The sequence below is a fragment of the Streptomyces sp. CA-106110 genome, from assembly GCF_050936285.1.
Classification (GTDB): domain Bacteria; phylum Actinomycetota; class Actinomycetes; order Streptomycetales; family Streptomycetaceae; genus Streptomyces.
Genome location: NZ_JBNJNB010000001.1, coordinates 278,779 through 296,287 on the forward strand (window position 1 = coordinate 278,779; position 17,509 = coordinate 296,287).

Consider the following 17,509-nt stretch of genomic DNA (forward strand, 5'->3'; position numbering starts at 1 on the left):
TTGAACACCCTCTCTTCATGCCCGCAGGCATTTGGACAGACTCGTCTAGTAGGGCTTGGTCAGGTAGGGGGCGAGCGTGTCGTATCAGGGCCAGGGTCTTCGGCAGGTGGGGCACGCCCCGGCCCAGCAGACGAGGAGGACTTGGAGCCCGGCCACGACCTGGTAGATCGTCAGACCGTGGCCGGTGCTGGCGGGCACAGTCGCTCCAGGGTGCAGAACGCCTGCGCCACCGAGGCCAGCGTGAGATGTCGCAGGAAGCCTTGGTAGGTGCGTCCCTCGAAGTGGCCCAGCCCCAGGGCGGTCTTCAATTCCCGGTAGTCGTGCTCGACCCGCCAGCGGATCTTCGCCAGCCGCACCAGGCGCCGCAGGGGAACGTGGGCGGGCAAGGTGGACAGCCAGTACTTGGTCGGCTCCGGCTCTTTGGCGGGCCACTCGGCCAGCAGCCAGCACACCGGCAGGTCCTCACCGGGGTGCGCCCGGCGGACCCGCGCTCCGGCCGGCCGGACCCGCAGCGCGACGAAGTACGAGCGCAGCGGCCCCTTCGAGCCGCGCCGCCAGGTGACGCGGTGCCGTGCGCCGCGCCCGGCGGCCAGCACGATCTCGCGGACCGACACCGGCTTGTCCCGGTAGCAGGGCACCGGCGGCCGCCCGGTGCCCGACCACGGCGGGGCGGTGCGCGCCGCCGTCTGGGGCAACACCGCGGTATCCGACCGCACCCCGACGACATACGCGATCTCCCGCTCCTCCAGTGCCAGGCGAAAGGCCCCGTCCTGCCCGTAGCCCTCGTCGGCCACCACCAGCGGCGGATCCAGGCCCCAGCAGCGCAGCTCGTCGACCATGTCCACGGCCAGCTGCCACTTCGGCACGTGCCCGACCTCATCGGGGACGCGCGCCCGACGGCGCCGCAGGACGGCGCTCTCGGGCTCGTCTGCGGTGGCCGGATCCCATTCGGCGGGCAGGAACAGCCGCCAGTTCACCGGGCAGGAGGCGGCGTCGGTGACCAGGTGCAGACTCGGCGCGACCTGGCAGTTGGCGGTCTTGCCCAGCGCGCCGCAGTACTGCGCGGCCACCCCCGGGGAGGCATGACCGTCCTTGGGGAAGGACACGTCGTCGATCACCCAGGCTGCCGGGTGGATGGCCGGCTCCATCCGCCAGGCCAGCTCGGCCAGCACCATCTGGTGCGACCACGGGGAGTCGGCCAGGAACTGCTGCAGGCCCTGCCGGTCCACCCCCAGCCGGGCGGCCATCGGCTCCATCGACTTGCGCCGCCCCGCGCCCAGCAGCCCCCGCACATACCGCTCGCCCCACCGCCGCTGATCCACCCGCCCGAACGAGCCGAACACCTCGGCCGCGAGCGACTCCAACCGCTGTTGGGCCTCCGTGAGCTCCTGCGGTGTCATTCCCCTCACCTCCGAGAGACGACACACCGCTACTCACCCAAGGTAACCAAGCCCTACTAGTTCGTGCCGCGGGCGAGTAGTTCGCTGATGCGCTCGAAGCTGATTCCTGTTGTCGCGGCGGTGAGGTCGCCCGCGACGAGCGCCTTGGTGGCCTGTTGGAGTGCCTCCATGGCGTGGGCGTAGAGGAACGGACCCAAGCTGATGCGCTTGACCCCGGCCTTCTGCAGCTCAGCGACGGTCAGCACCTTGTCCGCCGGCGAGATGAGGACGTTGACCGGTGTCGGCGCGACGGCGGTGACGATCGCGACAAGTGCGTCGAGGTCGGGTGGGAACGGCGCGTAGAGCACATCCGCGCCGGCCTCGGCGAAGGCCGTCAGACGCCGGATGGTGTCGTCGAGATCGGGCCGCCCCTGGATGAAGTTGTCGGTCCGGCCGGTGACGACGATGCGCCCTTTGGCCGCGTCGACGGCGCTGCGAACGCGGTTGACTGCGTCGTCGAAGTCGCGGATCGGCCGTTCGGGATTGCCCGAGGTGTCTTCGATCCCGATACCGGCCAGGCCACAGGCCACGGAGGCTTCCACGGTCGCGGCGACGTCTTCCGGCGTGTCGCCGTAGCCGTCCTCGAAGTCTCCGTTGACGGGCAGCCCGGTGAGCTGACCGATCAGCCGCGCATGCTCCAGGTGCTCTTCGCGGGTGACTTCGTGCCGCCCGTCGGACCGGCCGAGCGTGGCAGCGAGCGCCGCCGACGACGTCGCGATCGCCTCGAAGCCGGCATCGGCCAGCATCAGCGCCGAGAGGCCGTCCCATGCGTTCGGCATGACGAGGCCACCGTCGCGGGTGTGCAGTGCCATGAATCTCTCATAGAGTTCGGAGCCCGGCATACCGAACCTTTCCCGAGCGATCGTTGGAGACAGTGACGGATCGAGCGGCTGGGTACGCCGCCTCGACGAGGACGCGGACGCTCATTCCGGTGTACCGACCGAGCTGGCGGCGGGGATGTCGATGTCGGTCTGGTTGACGTTGTTGATGAAGTTGGTCAGCAGGACCTGCACCGCCACCGTGACGATCGCCAGGATCTGCGGGTCGGTGTAGCCGGCGCCTCGCACAGCCGCCAGGTCGGCGTCGCTCACCTGACCGCGGCTCTCGACGACTTGCTGAGCGAAACGAGCGACCGCGGCGCGTTTGGGGTCGACCGAGCTCCCGGCCCGGGCCAGGTCGATGTCGTCGCTCGACATGCCGCCGAGTTCCGACGATACGTACGTGTGCATCGCCAGGCAGTAATCGCAACCGTTGGCTTGCGACACGGCGAGCGCGATGGTGTGCCGCGTCTTCGCGTCCAGAACCCGGCTCAAGGTGCCCTGCAGCGTCATGACGACCTCAAGGACGGTCGGGTTCGACGCGAGAGTCGCGAACATGTTCGGGACGAAGCCGAACTGTGCGCCGACGTTGTCGAGGATGCCCTCCGCCGCCTCGGGGACGTCGTCTCGAGGGGGAACCTTCAGTCGTGACACAGCGAATCGACCTCCGGTCGCGGTGTGAGTAGTCGTTGTCGAGCCCAAGTCGGGCCCGTAGTCCTTCAGAGCTCCGCCGCAGGCCTTACCTGCGCCGGCCGCAACCTCGCCAGTGGCGTCGCTTGCGCCGGGCGCCTGGTGACCTGCACTGCGAGGGCTGACTCCGTCGGCGCCGAGTTCCGGATGTCTTCGCGCCAGGACACCGTACAGGAAGGACTATACAGACCACCGTTTCCTACGCAACCCCTCCCCCAGACGGGCCGAGTCGGCCGCGCTGGATGCAAGCGGGCCAATGTCGCACCGGAGCGATAAATCTGCAGTTCAGAGCCATATGAAGGCTATGCCGTGAGCCATTCCGTCGGTCGGAACGAGCCAGCTCAAGCTACCTCGAGCCAGGCTGGCTCGGGCGTGATCGATTCGCTTAAGTGGACTATTTAGTCCATACTTAAAGTGAGGCTGGACTGAAACGAACGCAAGATCTCTCGGATCTGCCTGCGCCTCCACCTCGCGCCCATTTACGAGAGGTTTTCGCTGATATGACCGCCGCAACACAGTTCATCGACGCCACGGCGTCGCGCCACATCGGCACCTACTCCGACGCGGTCGCGATCCCGACCAGCGCCACGCACGTCGCCCTGTCCGCTACCCCGGGAGTGCGGCCGGACCGAACCCGACCGGAAGATTTCGCCGAGGAGGCCTGGCAAGCCTCGGACAACGTGTGCGAGGCGCCGCGGTGCGCAGGCGCCGAACTGAGCAACATCGTTCAGGTCCGGTCCTGGCTCACAGACCCCGGCGATATCGACGCCTGCCTGGAGGTTCGCAAGGACGTCATCTCTCACCGACCGGTCCGTATGCTCGCAGTGGTACCACAACTGATCCGGCCCATTCTTCGCCTGGAGATCAAGGTCACCGCGGTTGTGACGCACTCCGCGGCCAAGCAGCGCGAGTGAGCATCATGCCGGAGGGAGACACCGTGCCCGGAACGAGCGGTACACGCCGCACGCCACGCGGCCTGGAGACCCGTTCACGGATCGTTGATTCGGCAGCCAAGCTGTTCTATGTCAAGGGCGTCAACACCACCACCCTCGATGACGTCCGGCTGGCCAGCGGCACGAGTAAGTCCCAGTTGTACAACCACTTCGAGGACAAACTAGCGCTGATCTACGCCGTGATCGACGTGCAGTCGAAGTTCGTCCTCGCCCGCGAGGAACAGCGCCTGCGCGGCGTGAAGACCCTCACCGGTCTGCGCCGCTGGCGTGACGCCCTGGTACAGGCCAACTCACTGCAGGACGGCTCGTACGGGTGCGCGCTGGGCGCGATGTCGATTGAGCTGTCCGACAACGATGAGCAGTCCCGCCAAGCGCTCAACGCATCATTCGATGCCTGGCGGCGGATGCTCGTCGAAACGCTGACTCGGCTCCGCGTCCTCGGCGTACTCGCCGAGGAGGCGGACCCACAACGCTTGGGTACTGGTCTGCTGGCTGCCCTGCAGGGTGGTTACGTGCTTGCACAGAACGCTCACAGCTCCGAGCCGATGGCCGTCGCGCTGGACATGGCCCTGGACCACATCGAATCCTTCGCTCGCAGCTGAGCCATCGTTCGCCCTTATCTCCGGCTTGGTCGAGCACCAGCGGCACACTGCGGGCCCTCCGGGCAGGCCGCCTGGAGTACCGACTCCTGCACCCCGAGGGAGGAAACGATAGAAATGCCGCCGGACCATTCTCTGCACTGGCAGCCCCGCTTTCCCGTGGACGCGAAGCTGACGTTCAAGGGCCTGCGGCGCGGCCGCCACGATCCCACTCACCGTCAGGAAACCGACGGGACCCTGTGGCGTACGGCCCTGACCTCGTCAGGGCCGGTCACCTACCGGATTCGGCAACAGCGCCTGGACGATCTGGACGTCGACGCGTGGGGGCCAGGCGCCGGCGAGCTCATCAGGAGCATCCGAACCGAGCTCGGCGAACACGACCGCCCCGAGGACTTCCGGCCGGCACATCCCGTTCTGGAACGAGCCTGGAGCCGCCTGCCCGGCCTCCGCGTCCCGCGCACGGGACGGCTGTTCGAAGCCCTCGTCCCCGCGATCCTCGAGCAGCGGGTGGTCGGCCTGGACGCCCAAGCCGCCTGGGCCCGCCTCGTCGGCGCGCACGGCGGCCCGGCGCCGGGTCCGGCGCCCGAGACGATGCGGGTCATGCCCTCGCCCGAGACGTGGGCGAAGATCCCGATCTGGGAATGGCGGCGAGCCGGGGTCGACCTGCACCGTTCGAAGACCGTCATCTTCGCGGCGTGGCATGCGGCCAAGCTCGATCGTGCCGCCACCGACCCCGCCCGCGCCTATGAACTGATGTCAGCGATGTCGGGCGTCGGGGTGTGGACCGCGGCACAGGTCGGGCACCGCGCGCTCGGCGACGCCGACGCGCTGCCGATCGGTGACTTCCACCTCGGCCGTATGACCGGCATGGCCCTGCTCGGCCGTCCACTGGCCGAGCAGGAGATCGAGGCGTTCTACCTGCCGTGGCGGCCGCACCGCTACCGGGTGGTCCAAATCCTCGAGCTCACTCCGCGCTCGGCGCCGCGTCGCAGCCACCGCGCGCCCCGCGCCGAGCCGTTCCGCTAATTAGGGCGAATGACCCGTCAGCACTACCACCTTCCTGGCCGTGCCGCGGTAAACATGTAGCGCGCTTCGTATGCCGTGACAGGCAACCATGTCTGAACGCCGGACGGCTACGCCAGGTCGTGCTCGATCGCGGTGAGCTCCTCGTCGTGACCGCCTTCCGCGGGTTTGTGCTTGGGGTAGGCGCCGGCGCCGGGATGGACCTTATCGATGAGGTCGGCGTACGCAGGGTTACGGTCGATGAACTCACCCACGACCGGGCAGATGATGGTGATTTTCTTCCCGCTCTCGCGGATCTCGTCCAGCACGCGAGAGACGAGCTCTGTGGCCACCCGATTTTTACGGTAGGCGGGGTCGACCCACGTCGTCAGCAGCACAACGCGACCGCCCACGAACCGGTACGAGAGCTCAGCGATCGCTTCATCACCGAGGGCGGCGATCCAGCGACCGTGCTCCGCGTCGTTGAGCACATCGAGCTCCCAGCTGGACTCCACCTCGCTGAGACTTGCCTCGTCCAAAGCAGCGATGAGCGCAGCGTTGTTCTCTTCACGGGCCGACGCCTCGGCCCCGAGATTGATCGTCATTGTCACACTTTCTGTCGGGGAAATTAATAGGTGGTTTGAGACAAACGCGTGCGGCCTTTGGTAACTCCCGGGTGCTTGAGGTCGATGAGGTCGGCAGACTCCGGGTTGTTCTCCACGGCGGGGATCGACCACGTGCAGTGGATGGTCGACCCGGAGAAGAACACGGCGGTGTCCGTCCCGGCCTGACCGGTCGACCGTACGGCCGGGGGCCCGCACCACGGAGGTCGTGCGAGCGCCGTCTCAGTCACCGCGCGAGCCAGTCCCGATAGGTGGTCTTGGCGATGACCGCGTCGCTCTTGGCGACGAGAGCGTCACTCGAGGCGACGGCGTATTTGCCCGCGTTGTTGTCGGTGACGACGGTGCGTTGGTCGCCACGGGCGGCCAGAGTGATCCGGCCCAGCTCGTCGAGCGTGAAGACCTCGGGGCCGGCGACGTTGCGGGTGCCGCGCAGCGGGGCTCCCACGCAGACCTCGGCCACGGCCTGGGCGACGTCGGCCGAGGCCATGGGCTGGATGCGCGTGGTGGGCAGGCGGACGGTCTTGTCGTCGGAGGTCCACGACATCACCGCGTCCATGAACTCGAAGAACTGGGTGGCGCGGACGATCGAGTACGGCACGGGGCCGGCCTTGAGGATGTCCTCCTGCAGCACCTTGGCTCGGTAGTACACCAGGTCCGGCACCAGGTCGGCGCCGACAATCGAGAGGACCACCGCGTGGCCGACGCCGGCGGACTTGGCGGCCGGCAGCAGGTTGTCCATCGTCGTCTGGAAGAACGCGGGCGAGGCCTCATCGAAGGTCGGCGAGTCCGTCAGGTTCACGACGGCATCGGCTCCCGCCAACGCCTCGGGCAAGCCTTTCCCGCTCAACAGGTCCAGTCCGGTGGACGACGAGTGTGGCACCGCCTCGTGCCCGCCCGCGTTCAGGATCTTCACCACCTGCGATCCGATAAGCCCGGTCCCGCCGATAACAGCGATCTTCATGTGTTTCGACCTTTAGTCAGAGCCAGCTCGCGCGTTCGGCGAGAGGGTTAGTGTCGGGTGGACTCCGCCTCTTACCGTTGACTTGGCGCCATGCGGGACGTGAGCTCATCGCCGTTGGCCAGCTGTGCCCGAATCACCCTGGCCCGCGGCTGAGTCGCTGCACTCCGCCGCCGTTGGCTCGAGGCAGTACGTCGTGAGCCCGCGATGGGGCTCGTCCGAGGGGACTCCTGCTTGCGGCCCGGTGGTCTCAGCGACCGGCCTGCACCCGTGCCGGCTCGGCAGCAGCACGATCGGAGTAGCCCGGGTGTCCGGCGTCGACGAGATCGGCATAGGCGGTCGTTCGCGAGAGGTAGTGGACCATAAAGGAGCAGATTGCCGTGGCGTGCCCCCGCGGGTGCGGTCTCGACAACCTCGTCCGCAACCTGACCAGGAACTTCCGGTCCGACCTGGAGAGACAGCATCCAGGCATCGCCTCCTTGGGCTTGCCGCCCGCCGTTGCCACCGCATGGAAGCCCTTCTACTCAGGGGCGCGTCAGGAAAGGATCCGCACGAGTGCGGAGAGTTCCTGAGGCCACGCGGCGTCGGAGGGCACCCCGTATCCAACGACGAGGGCATCGGCCATGGCGCTCAGGGACCGTTCATGGCGGTATTGGGACAGGCCAGCCACTTTGAGGCCTTGCCGAACTGTCGACTGAAGGACCCGCTGCTCGGTCCCGGGCGGCAAACCGAGCACGGTGTGCAGGCCGGCCGCTGTCCCGATGACGCCCACCTTTGGGGCGTTCTGGGCCAGGGCTGTGACGAGAGCGTCTCGTCGATCGCGGTAGCGGCGACGGGCAGCACGTACGTGATGGTCGTAGGCGCCGGAGGTGATGAATTCCGCCATCGTCAGCTGGCTGAGTACCTCGCACGAGTCGATCTGCCCCTTGGCCGCCACGGCTTCCTCAGCGAGCCTGGGAGGCAGCGCCATCCAGGCCAGCCGCAGACCAGGAGCAAGGGTCGTGCTGGCGGTACCCAGGTAGACCACGCAGTCGGGGTCGAGTCCTTGGAGCGCCCCGACGGACTGGCGATCGAACCGGAACTCACCGTCGTAGTCATCCTCCAATACCAGCCCGCCGGTCCGTCTGGCCCAGTCCACGACGGCCGTCCGGCGGTTGCGCTGCAGCGCCGTGCCCACGGGGAACTGGTGAGCCGGTGTGAGCAGGACCGCGTCGGTGCCGACGGGCGGCACCGGGTCGGTCCCGTCGGTGTCCAAGGGAAGCGGGAGGGTGTTCAGCCCGGCAGCCTCCAGCAGGCCCCAGTGCCTGTCTAGGCCGTAGGACTCGACGGCGATGTTCCTCGCCCCCCGCCCGGCCAGGACTCCGCTCAGGATCTGGAGGCCGTTGGAGACGCCGGCGCAGATCAGTATGTGCTCCGGACTCGCGTACACGCCCCGGGCTCGGGCGAGGTGGTCCGCGAGAGCGGCCCGTAGTTCCGGCCGGCCGCGGGGGTCGCCGTAGCCGAGCGCGTCGTCGGGGGCAGCGGCCAGGGCGCGGCGTGCGGCCTTCAGCCAGGCTGCACGAGGAAAGGTGGCGAGGTCGGGGCTGCCTGGGATCAGGCCGTGGCAAGGGTCACCGGATGGGTCGTCGGCCGAGCGCGACATGATCGGCCGAGTGATCATCCTGTCTGCCACGAGTGTGCCCGAGCCTCTGCGGGCGTTGAGCCATCCCTCGGCGACGAGGTCGGCGTAGGCATCGGCCACGGTGTTGCGGGCAAGGCCGAGGTCGGTGGCGAGCTGGCGGGAGGAGGGCAGCCGTGTCCCCGGGGCCAGGTGACCGGTGCGGACAGCTTCGCGCACGGCTTCGGCCAGCGCACGGCGCACACCTCTGCCGGTTCGAATCAAATCAGAGGCGATATCTGCTGTGAGGATCTGGCCATCGGGGTGGCCCTGAGCCCACGACACGCCAGCGCTGGTGGTGCCCAGGGCTTCCACGCCGGCCCGGGCGATGAGGACGGCGCTCCCTGCGTCCCACACGTTCGGGAGGACGAGTGTGCCCTCCTCGTGCAGCGCTCGGAAGGCCTCGGCTTTCGCTTGCCGGATCCTGTCCGTCACGACGTGCCTCCTTGGGAACGGAGCCGCTGGCCGAAAGGGCTGCCGCCCCAGGGACGGGCTCGTGGTGGTCTCCTCACCGGTCTGGTGCGAGGTCCATTCCGTGGGCCCGGACCTCGCACACCCGAAGCCGGCGGCCGCGGCCGACGTGGCCTTCAGGGGCGCGTGGCCTGTATACGCTTCGCGGGGCGGCCTGGACGGCCTGTCGAGCAGTTATGCGTACGCATGCGGCCTTGGTCGTAGCCCTTGTCCCCTTAGCAGCGGGCAGCGCCGGCTTCTTACGTCGACCGATCGAAATGTCATGGATCGCGCTGCCGTGCGCCTCCAGGCCGTCGGCTCGGCGGCCGTTGCGAGTACGCTGCGAACGTCGCCTGCCGCTCCTGTGCCACGTGAAGCCGGGCGACGGCTTGACGGGCAGCAGGGACGTGGTTCCAGCAGACGAGATCTGTGGCGCCGTGTCCGGGCAGGGCCTTCGACAGCCGGGTTTCTTACGCGGTGGCCTGACTATGGTCTTAAGGGTCCAGTACGACGGGCGCGGAGGAACGGCCACCTCATCCCCCACGTCCACGCCACGGCAAGCCGAACCAACAGGCAGGTTCGACTCCAAACGGGTCTCTAGAGTCCACTATCCAGTCTGGCGGAGACACTTGGCAACCCGTGAGCGGCGTCTGCATCAGCGCTTGGCCGCAGCGTGTGCCAGGTCCCACTGGGTCCGACCCCGCTCAGTGACCGGGCCCTTTCTCGAGCACGCTCAACCCTTCCGGTTGAGCGGGTTCAGCCCTCAGGACACTCTACGGTCGGCGCCCCGTGGACGCCCCCGTCGCGGGTGAGACACCGCGGCCCGGCCAACCGCCGACGAGTACGTGCAGACACCGGGACGAGGCAGCCCCTCGAGAGGCATGCGGTCAGAGAACTGGACGATGAGGTCCATCGATAATGTGCTGGCGGTGAACACAAGAGGAACCCTTCATGCGGCCGAGACCTCCGCCGGCTCTGGGGTCCCGTCGGTTTCCGCTGGCCGCGAGGGGATTCTTCGATGGAGCAGCCGGGCCGGGCCCATGGTCATGGCAGTTGCCCGTCGTCCGAGCCGCCTCGTACACTCCGGACGAAATAGTCTTCTTTTTCGACGTCTACTGGCAGGAGATTCCGGTGGGGAAACGTGTCGACGTCAAAGGCCTGAACGTCTACTACGGGACGTTTCTTGCCGTTGCCGACGTGGACCTGTCGATCGAGGCATGCAGCGTCACCGCGTTCATCGGCCCGTCGGGGACGGGCAAGTCGACGGTCCTGCGCACGCTGAACCGGCTTCACGAGGTCACGCCTGGTGGGCGCGTCGAAGGCGCCGTGCTCCTCGACGGCGACAACATCTACGCCCCCACAACCGACCCCGTCCAGGTGAGGCGCACGGTCGGCATGGTCTTCCAACGGCCCAACCCCTTTCCGACCATGTCGATATACGGCAACGTCGCTGCTGGCGTCACGCTCCACAATCGACGCATGCCTAGATCGGAACTCGACGGCATCGTCGAGGAATCGCTGCGCTCGGCGAGTCTCTGGGATGAGGTAAAAAACCGGCTGGACCGTCCCGGTGCCGGGCTCTCAGGGGGCCAGCAGCAGCGGTTGTGCATCGCCCGGGCCATAGCAGTTGAGCCCGAGGTGCTGCTGATGGATGAGCCGGCTTCGGCGCTCGACCCGATCTCGACGCTCGCCATCGAGGACCTCATCCGAAGCCTCAGGCAGCAGTACACCATCGTGATCGTCACCCACAACATGCAGCAAGCCGCGCGCGTCAGCGACAGGACGGCCTTCTTCGACCTCGAACAGACGGGACAGCCAGGCCGGCTCGTGGAAATGGACGACACCGTAAAGATCTTCTCCAACCCGAGCCATCCACGCACGGAAGCCTACGTCTCGGGCCGCTTCGGATAGCCGCTCCCATGTCCCAGCCTCGACGAAGGCCCCATGCGGTGACCATGCCCCCTGCTATCGAGGGCGGGGGTTCCCGCCAGGGTCGACCGACCCTCCCGATGCCCTCCTGCTTCAACGTGCTGTGCCCGGACCAGAAGGCCTTGGCAACAGCATGCGGCGGCGCGCCGCTGTCGATCATCCGGCAGTACACCGAGCAGCGGAAACGCCCGGCCGGACGGCCGGGCGCAGATCGACGATGCGTTCACCCCGCCCTGAAGGACGGGGCCTGCGCGCAAGATCACCGGTCAGCGAGTCGGGACCTTTCCCGTTCAGTCATGCGGATCACTCCTCTGGGTGAGAGACCCACCCGTCAACAACGTCCGTCAGTATCAGAGCCAGCGCGGTGGTACCCGGGAACTCAGATCTCTCCCAATGGAATTGCCAGCGAGGCCGCGCCGCTCATGTCGAGCCATACCGTGTCCCTCGTGCGCGTCGTACGCAGCATGACCCTCCCGCACTGCTGGCAGCGTGCGACAAGGCCAAGTGCGTGCCTGTACACATGCGGGCGAGCAAGGGGGCTGTGCAACCGCAGTTGGCGCATCGGCTCGTCGCGGCGGTCACATCAACGGCGAAGACTGCGGACAGAGGCCCTGCCAGCGCGTTTCCGTCGGCATACCCGGCATGAGTATCGTCCACATCTGGGCCGCTGGCCTCTACGGACGCCATCTCAACCTCCACTGTCGCCGAAGCGCTCGGTACGCACTCGCTCAGGTGCATGTCCCAGGAGCACCAGGTAGGCAGCCGTCTTCTCGACGAACGGTGTGGGCCCGCAGACATAGCAGGTCGGCTCGAAGTCGGGGGGCCAGCCGCCGCGGACCAAGTCCTCAGGGGTGATGCGCCCCGGCGGGCGCGGTGAGTCTTTCGGGGCCTCTCTGCTGTAGAGGTACGTCGTATCCAGCCCCGGCGCCCCCTGGCGGAGCTCCGAGCGGTACAGCAGGTCCGACGGGGTCCGCGCTGCATACAGCAACCGGAACGGGGCACGGCTGCCGGCCGCCTGCCGCGCGCGGACCATGCACATCAGAGGCACGAGTCCCGATCCGCCCGCCACCAGCAGAACCGGCTCCGTCTGCTGCTGCCTCCAGACGAACCAGCCACCGACAGGCCCGCGCAGCTCCAGCTGGTCCCCCGGCACGAGCTCGTCCACGAGGTAGGGCGACACTTCCCCGCCGGGCGTGCGCTGGACTGTCAGGTCGAGGCTCCGGCCGTTGGAGGCCGAGGCGATCGAGTAGCTGCGCTGGGTGCTGTAGCCGTCTTCTGCGGTCAGCCTGACGTCCACATGCTGGCCGGCCAGGTGCCCGGGCCAGCCCGGCAGGTCCAGTGTCAGGGTGACGGCCGTCGCCGACTCCACGCGCCGACCCGTTACCTCGGCGGCCCGCCACCGGAGCCGGTCGCCTAGTCTCCCTGGTACCGCTGCTCTCGCCATGGGTCTCCGTAGTTGTGATAGCCGGCGCTCTCCCAGAAGCCGGGCACGTCCTTCTTCCGCAGCTCGATCTCGCGGACCCACTTCGCGGACTTCCACAGGTACAGGTGCGGGACCAGCAGCCGGGCGGGGCCACCGTGTTCGGGCGCCAGGTCGCTGCCTCCGTAGCCGTAGGCGATCCACGCTTTGCCGTCGACCAGGTCGGCGAGGGGGATGTTCGTGGTGTAGCCCCCGTACGAGGTGACGAGGACGTGCTCTGCGGCCGTCTCCACGTCCGCGAGCAGAACGTCCAGGGACACGCCTTGCCACTTGGTGCCGAACTTCGACCACTTCGTCACACAGTGCAGGTCGACGGTCGGGGACTCTGGCGGGAGTGCCATCAGGCCTGCCCAGTCCCACACATGCTGCGTCCCGGCTTCCGTGGTCACGGACAGCTTCCAGTCGTCTTGCCGGATGCGGGGAGTTGGCCCGGCGGACAGCACCGGGAAGCCGGTCGTCTCGTACTGCCCGGGCGGCAGCTTCGTGCCCGCCGACGGCCTTCGGCCGTGGAATCCGCGCGAGATGAACGCCATGCTCGCCGTCCTTGTTCGTCCAGTGCGGCCCCTGCGGGCCCCTGCGGAGGTGAGCGCACGGGGGAAGCGACTTCTTACCTGGGACGCCCCGGGAAGGTGAACGCCTGGCGGCGCAGCCTCTCTTGTCCGTCCTGGGGCTGTCGGGCCCGGGATGCGTGTGGCCGCGATGCGGGGACCCCGGTCAGCGTCGCCCGGTCCGACGTGGTCGTCGCCGCATCAGCCTGCGCCGCTGAGGTGTCCGGTGGCTATCAGCTGGGCTCGCAGTTTCTTGCGGGCATCAAACATCGTCTTGTAGAGCGCGTTCCGGTTCGTCTCCAGCTCGCTGGCGAGCGTTTCCAGGGAAACACCGTTGACGACGGCAGTGAAGACCTGCCGCTGGTGGGCGCTCAGTGCCGTCTCGACTGCGTCGCGTACAGCCTCGCCCAGCTCTCGCGCCTGCCAGTGACTGACGGGGTCAGTGCCGGAGCGGTCGGGAACTTGCGCCCATTCGTCCAAGTCGAATCGGGCGTTTGAAACACGCCAGAAATGGCGGCCCAGCTTGCTGGACACTTCAAGTACGACAAACCGGAATGCCCATGTAGTGAACCTGGCATCGCCTCGAAATTCCTGAATTTTGTGCGTGATTTTCATCAGTGCGTCGGCGGCCGCATGGTGGGCGAGGTCGTTCAGTTCGGGTCCGGTAATTCGGTAACGAGGACCCCGACGGAACACCTCGTCCATGGCGATCCGCACCAGCAGTTCATGCAGCCGCGTGCAGGCCTGCTCGTACTGCTGCCCGCGACCGACTCCGAGCGCATCTACCCAGGCGGCGGACTCCGGGTCGAGTTGTCCCCGACCCTTGACGGGCCCTGCTGCCGGAGCCCTGCCACCGCTTCCGGCATGTTCATTCGGAGCCGAGCGGCACGTTCTTCTGGCATCCGCAGAGTGCATGGCTCTCAATCTCCAGGTCATCTCGTACGGATAAGCCAACCACGGCACTATCTACAGGCCGTCTACGTGAAGTCGCCGTTTTCGCTTTCGCCGTGCGTGCATCCCGGGATTTGACGGACGAAGCTTCCGGCGTATTTCGGTGAGCGACTCGTGCGCGGCGTGGGGCGTGCTCTCCCGTACTGCGGCGCCTGGCTGGTGAGCGGGCCCGGCAGAGGAGACTCGCGGTCCTCCTCCCGGTAGCGGGCGGTCATGTTGCCGCTGCCCGGGCGCGTACTGTGGCAGCAGCCAGCGCAGCTGCCGGCGCCCCCTGTGGATGCGCGACATCACGGTGCCCACCGGGGTCCCCATGGTTTCCGCGATCTCGCGATAGGAGAGGCCCTCGATGTCAGCGAGGTACACAGCGAGACGGTACGGACGGGGAATCTGACAGAAGGCTGCTCTGAGGTCGGGATTCACGACGCGCTCCAGCGCATCGGCTTCGGCCGACTTCAGCGCTCCAGAAGCGTAGGCGCCGAGACGCACCAGCTGCTGGTCTTCGACTTCGGAGGAAAAACACAGGCGCGGTCTGCACTGCTGCCTGCGACGTGCAGAAATGTGCTGGTTGACCATGATTCTCTTTATCCAGGCTCCGAAGTTCGTACCCGGCCGGAACTGGTCGAACGATGCGTACGCACGCGCGTACGCTTCCTGGACCAGGTCCTCAGCGTCTGCTGCGTGGCGAGTCATGCGCCAGGCGGCGGCGTAGAGGGCACGGCGATGCGGGAGGGCTTCCTTCTCGAATCTCACACGGCGCTGGGCGGGGCTCTCCTGCTGGCTGCTGGTGCTGGGCTCCGGCGGTAAGTGCATCGTTTTCACAGTCGCTGCCTATCTTCGCGCCCAAACAGGCCGGCCTCGGCTGGTGTCAGCCCGCTCCGTTGGTCTGGGTGCAGCGGCGGATCCGGGCGGCCCCAACGTCTGCCAAGAGCTGCTTGACGTGCTTGCCCCAACAACTTCTGCCGGGCCGGGGTGCCGTGCGGGCTGTCCTGGCAACGGTGGGTCTTCCGCGAATGCGCCTGTCCTGGGTGAGCCGACGTACAGCCCGCCGACCGGTTGCGGAGGGACAGCCGGGAATCCTCCCCTGCCTCAGCACCTTCCGGGCCGGGCGGTTCGGGCTCGCCCCTGCCCCTGGCTCATTGCCTTCTGGGCCGGGCAGTTCGGGTTCGCCCCTGCCCCTGGCCCGGCCGGGGGCAGGCGATCACTCAGGAGTCCTCTCGGGTGTCAGGCACCACGTGGACGGCCGCCTCCTCGGCGGAGGCGGCACCATTGTCGATGCCCACGTCCCGCGCCCAGTAGTCGTCGCCGTCGTATCCTGCGGCGAGAACGTCTGTGTCCCAGCTGAGGAGGCGTCCCGCGCGCTCGTCGCCGACCTGGTCGTCGATGAGCTCTCCGTCCGTGCCGATCGTGTCGCCCAGCCCGTCGCCCTCGTCCGGTGCACCGGCTTCCGGCACCTCGCGCCTGAGCCGATGCGCGAGGTCCTCGTGGGAGGCGCCCTCCCTCGCGGTGACACCCCAGTCGTTGACGGCGAGGGGTGCATTCGCGGGTGAGTAGCCCCGGTCCAGGACGTCCTCCCCCAGCTCGTCCTCGTCGTACTCCTCCTGTGAGCGCAGTGGGTTGGAGGAAGCCAGGTCATCGTAGGACGGGAAATCGTCTGGTGAAGTCATCATGGCCTCCATGCCGTCGGAGCCACGCGGCATCTCGGTGCTGGCGTCTCGGAGACGGCGCGGCGGAAGAAGGCCATTCAAGCGGCCTGGTGTCGACGAGGCGTCTATCCGGCGTAGTCGCCCGGGCGGCCGGCCACCGGCTGCAGTCAAGTAGCGAGGAAGCCCCTTGGGCCGTCCTGCCACGTTCCTACCTCCCAGACCCGCCCCAGTTGCCAGGGTGGTCGAGGTCGATCAGCTGCTCGTATCCGGGATTCTCCTCGATGAACCGGTCGACCACCGGGCAGTAGTTGGTGATCGTCGCTCCCTTGGCAGCGAGGTCGTCGAGAGCGAAACGAATCAGCAGCTTGGACCAGCCCCGACCGCGGTATTCCTCCCGGATGGTCGTGTGGGTCAGCACGCGTCGCGAGCCGGCCGTCTCGTAGACGAGTATGCCCGCTGCCTGGTCGCCGTAGCGCAACTCGTAGAAGCGCCCGCCGGGATTGTCCGCGATCTCGACGCGACCGTCATCTGCTGGGCCCGTTTCTCTGCTGGTCATGGCTGTCTTACTCCTCGGTTGGGCGGCTCGGCGCCGCTGCTGAGTGGGCGCGCGTACGCGTTTGTCTCGGGGGGATGGTCCGAGACGGCAGTGTGCGCCTGCCCGCGGCTGGCTTCGGACCGTGTCCGGGCTGTTCCGGGGCAGCCCTCGGGACAAGGGACTGCGCCGTGGCCCGGGCAGGCTCACCAGTTGGATTAGCGAAGCGTAGTGAACCTGTGGCAGAGTGCTACGCGCACGCCCGGCGCCCAGGCGACGTCGGGCACCCTCCTCGGTCGGGTCTTGCGGCCCGGTCGACCAGCGTCCGGAGGGACGTGCCACGCGGGCTGGCGGCTCCTGTCGTTCAGTACCAGGGCACGAAGGCGATTGGCTCCCAAGGCTGAGCAACGCTCAGGCTCGCTAAGCCAATCAGAGACGCTCGGAACCTCTTGCGGGGCACTCCCGGCCTGGCACTTGCAGACACCGGGTAAGGAGTCCGCGGTCGAGGCAGCTAACGGTGAACGACTCAGCGGTTCGACGCCGCAGAGTCGAGGGCTACTGTCCAGCTGCCGCGGCCGGGCGAAGGGGCGGACATTGTCTGTCGGGGCCGGTCTCGTGTCGGACGGCTTCAGTCGATTCCGGCCTTGCAGAAGGGGGAACACAACGTGGTACCGACAAGGGGGCATGCCGTGTTGACGGGCGGATGCTTCTGGGGCATGCAGGAGCTGTTCCGCAGGTTTCCGGGTGTCGTGGGGACCCGTGCCGGCTACACCGGCGGCGAGGTGGTGGAACCGACATGCCGAAACCACGGGAACCATGCGGAGTCGGTCGAGGTCACCTACGACCCGTCCGGGACGGACTACCGCAGCATCCTGGAGTTTTTCTTCCAGATCCACGGCCCCACCACGTTGAACCGGCAGGGCGACGACATCGGTTTGACCTTCAGGTCCGCCATCTTCTACCTGGACGAGGAGCAGCGACGCATCGCAGGGGCTGTGATCACGGCCTCCGACGCGTCTGGACTGTGGCCGGGGAAGCTGGTTACGGAGGTTGTTCCGTCCGGCACGTTCTGGGAGGCGGAACCTGAGTACCAGAACTACCTCCAGCGTCATCCGGACGCGCACATGAATCAGTACGTCCGGAAAGGCCGGAAGCTGCCTCGAGCACCGGCCTGACCCGCCCGCGCTTGCCGCAGCGTCTCGCAGCAGGCGCGGCGGCGGGCGTTGCGCCTTCAGGG

Annotated in this window: 17 protein-coding genes and 1 pseudogene; 5 read left to right on the forward strand and 13 right to left on the reverse strand. The window is 67.6% G+C overall.

From position 1 onward, the window contains the following. Positions 1 to 170: 170 nt before the first annotated feature. The 3 genes from ACQEXA_RS01460 to ACQEXA_RS01470 all read right to left on the reverse strand — a co-directional run bounded on the left by ACQEXA_RS01460 (position 171) and on the right by ACQEXA_RS01470 (position 2,911). Positions 171 to 1,400 (reverse strand): IS701 family transposase, encoded by a 1,230-nt coding sequence (locus tag ACQEXA_RS01460; RefSeq protein WP_432923500.1) that lies wholly within the window; start codon positions 1,398 to 1,400, stop codon positions 171 to 173. A gap of 56 nt (positions 1,401 to 1,456) precedes the next feature. Beyond that, entirely contained in the window at positions 1,457 to 2,251 is a 795-nt protein-coding gene (locus ACQEXA_RS01465; RefSeq protein WP_432938132.1) for an isocitrate lyase/PEP mutase family protein, read from the reverse strand. Positions 2,252 to 2,362: 111 nt separating this feature from the next. Continuing rightward, a complete protein-coding gene (locus tag ACQEXA_RS01470; RefSeq protein WP_432938130.1) occupies positions 2,363 to 2,911 on the reverse strand; it encodes a carboxymuconolactone decarboxylase family protein in 549 nt (182 codons plus the stop codon). Positions 2,912 to 3,447: 536 nt separating this feature from the next. On the opposite strand from ACQEXA_RS01470, the gene ACQEXA_RS01475 reads away from it, so the two are divergent. The 3 genes from ACQEXA_RS01475 to ACQEXA_RS01485 all read left to right on the forward strand — a co-directional run bounded on the left by ACQEXA_RS01475 (position 3,448) and on the right by ACQEXA_RS01485 (position 5,525). Continuing rightward, the gene (locus tag ACQEXA_RS01475; RefSeq protein ID WP_433128233.1) at positions 3,448 to 3,861 is read left to right on the forward strand and encodes a RidA family protein; all 414 of its coding nucleotides are present in this window, start codon (positions 3,448 to 3,450) and stop codon (positions 3,859 to 3,861) included. Positions 3,862 to 3,884: 23 nt separating this feature from the next. Continuing rightward, positions 3,885 to 4,502, forward strand: a complete 618-nt coding sequence (locus ACQEXA_RS01480) for a TetR/AcrR family transcriptional regulator (protein WP_432938126.1) — start codon at positions 3,885 to 3,887, stop codon at positions 4,500 to 4,502. Between the two features lie 114 nt (positions 4,503 to 4,616). Next, positions 4,617 to 5,525, forward strand: a complete 909-nt coding sequence (locus ACQEXA_RS01485) for a DNA-3-methyladenine glycosylase family protein (RefSeq protein ID WP_433128235.1) — start codon at positions 4,617 to 4,619, stop codon at positions 5,523 to 5,525. A gap of 107 nt (positions 5,526 to 5,632) precedes the next feature. Here ACQEXA_RS01485 and ACQEXA_RS01490 read toward each other — a convergent pair whose 3' ends face one another. The 3 genes from ACQEXA_RS01490 to ACQEXA_RS01500 all read right to left on the reverse strand — a co-directional run bounded on the left by ACQEXA_RS01490 (position 5,633) and on the right by ACQEXA_RS01500 (position 9,174). Then, positions 5,633 to 6,106 (reverse strand): GNAT family N-acetyltransferase, encoded by a 474-nt coding sequence (locus ACQEXA_RS01490; RefSeq protein WP_361827722.1) that lies wholly within the window; start codon positions 6,104 to 6,106, stop codon positions 5,633 to 5,635. A 244-nt stretch (positions 6,107 to 6,350) separates the two neighbouring features. Next, entirely contained in the window at positions 6,351 to 7,085 is a 735-nt protein-coding gene (locus ACQEXA_RS01495) for an SDR family oxidoreductase (RefSeq protein WP_432938121.1), read from the reverse strand. Between the two features lie 532 nt (positions 7,086 to 7,617). Next, a complete protein-coding gene (locus tag ACQEXA_RS01500; protein ID WP_433128237.1) occupies positions 7,618 to 9,174 on the reverse strand; it encodes an aminotransferase class I/II-fold pyridoxal phosphate-dependent enzyme in 1,557 nt (518 codons plus the stop codon). Positions 9,175 to 10,320: 1,146 nt separating this feature from the next. Between ACQEXA_RS01500 and pstB the strand changes: the two genes are divergently transcribed. Beyond that, positions 10,321 to 11,100: a phosphate ABC transporter ATP-binding protein PstB gene (gene pstB, locus ACQEXA_RS01505; RefSeq protein ID WP_359408853.1), complete on the forward strand. Its 780-nt coding sequence runs from the start codon at positions 10,321 to 10,323 to the stop codon at positions 11,098 to 11,100. A 397-nt stretch (positions 11,101 to 11,497) separates the two neighbouring features. On the opposite strand, the pseudogene ACQEXA_RS01510 reads toward pstB, so the two are convergent. The 7 genes and pseudogenes from ACQEXA_RS01510 to ACQEXA_RS01540 all read right to left on the reverse strand — a co-directional run bounded on the left by ACQEXA_RS01510 (position 11,498) and on the right by ACQEXA_RS01540 (position 16,296). Further along, positions 11,498 to 11,916, reverse strand: a pseudogene (locus ACQEXA_RS01510) (DUF6510 family protein). Then, on the reverse strand, positions 11,807 to 12,562 hold the full coding sequence (locus ACQEXA_RS01515; RefSeq protein ID WP_433128239.1) for a ferredoxin reductase: 756 nt from the start codon (positions 12,560 to 12,562) through the stop codon (positions 11,807 to 11,809). The pseudogene ACQEXA_RS01510 and the gene ACQEXA_RS01515 overlap by 110 nt, the downstream one beginning before the upstream one ends. Next, positions 12,532 to 13,131 (reverse strand): sulfite oxidase-like oxidoreductase, encoded by a 600-nt coding sequence (locus ACQEXA_RS01520; RefSeq protein ID WP_432938115.1) that lies wholly within the window; start codon positions 13,129 to 13,131, stop codon positions 12,532 to 12,534. The genes ACQEXA_RS01515 and ACQEXA_RS01520 overlap by 31 nt, the downstream gene beginning before the upstream one ends. A gap of 216 nt (positions 13,132 to 13,347) precedes the next feature. Beyond that, on the reverse strand, positions 13,348 to 14,061 hold the full coding sequence (locus ACQEXA_RS01525) for a sigma-70 family RNA polymerase sigma factor (RefSeq protein WP_359408861.1): 714 nt from the start codon (positions 14,059 to 14,061) through the stop codon (positions 13,348 to 13,350). A gap of 51 nt (positions 14,062 to 14,112) precedes the next feature. After that, positions 14,113 to 14,907, reverse strand: a complete 795-nt coding sequence (locus ACQEXA_RS01530) for a sigma-70 family RNA polymerase sigma factor (protein WP_433134406.1) — start codon at positions 14,905 to 14,907, stop codon at positions 14,113 to 14,115. A 392-nt stretch (positions 14,908 to 15,299) separates the two neighbouring features. Further along, positions 15,300 to 15,764 (reverse strand): DUF5709 domain-containing protein, encoded by a 465-nt coding sequence (locus ACQEXA_RS01535; RefSeq protein WP_359408865.1) that lies wholly within the window; start codon positions 15,762 to 15,764, stop codon positions 15,300 to 15,302. Positions 15,765 to 15,948: 184 nt separating this feature from the next. After that, positions 15,949 to 16,296 carry a GNAT family N-acetyltransferase gene (locus ACQEXA_RS01540; RefSeq protein ID WP_433128241.1) on the reverse strand — a complete coding sequence of 116 codons (348 nt, stop codon included), beginning with the start codon at positions 16,294 to 16,296 and terminating at the stop codon, positions 15,949 to 15,951. Between the two features lie 641 nt (positions 16,297 to 16,937). On the opposite strand from ACQEXA_RS01540, the gene msrA reads away from it, so the two are divergent. After that, entirely contained in the window at positions 16,938 to 17,447 is a 510-nt protein-coding gene (gene msrA / locus ACQEXA_RS01545; protein ID WP_433128243.1) for a peptide-methionine (S)-S-oxide reductase MsrA, read from the forward strand. Positions 17,448 to 17,509: the final 62 nt, after the last annotated feature.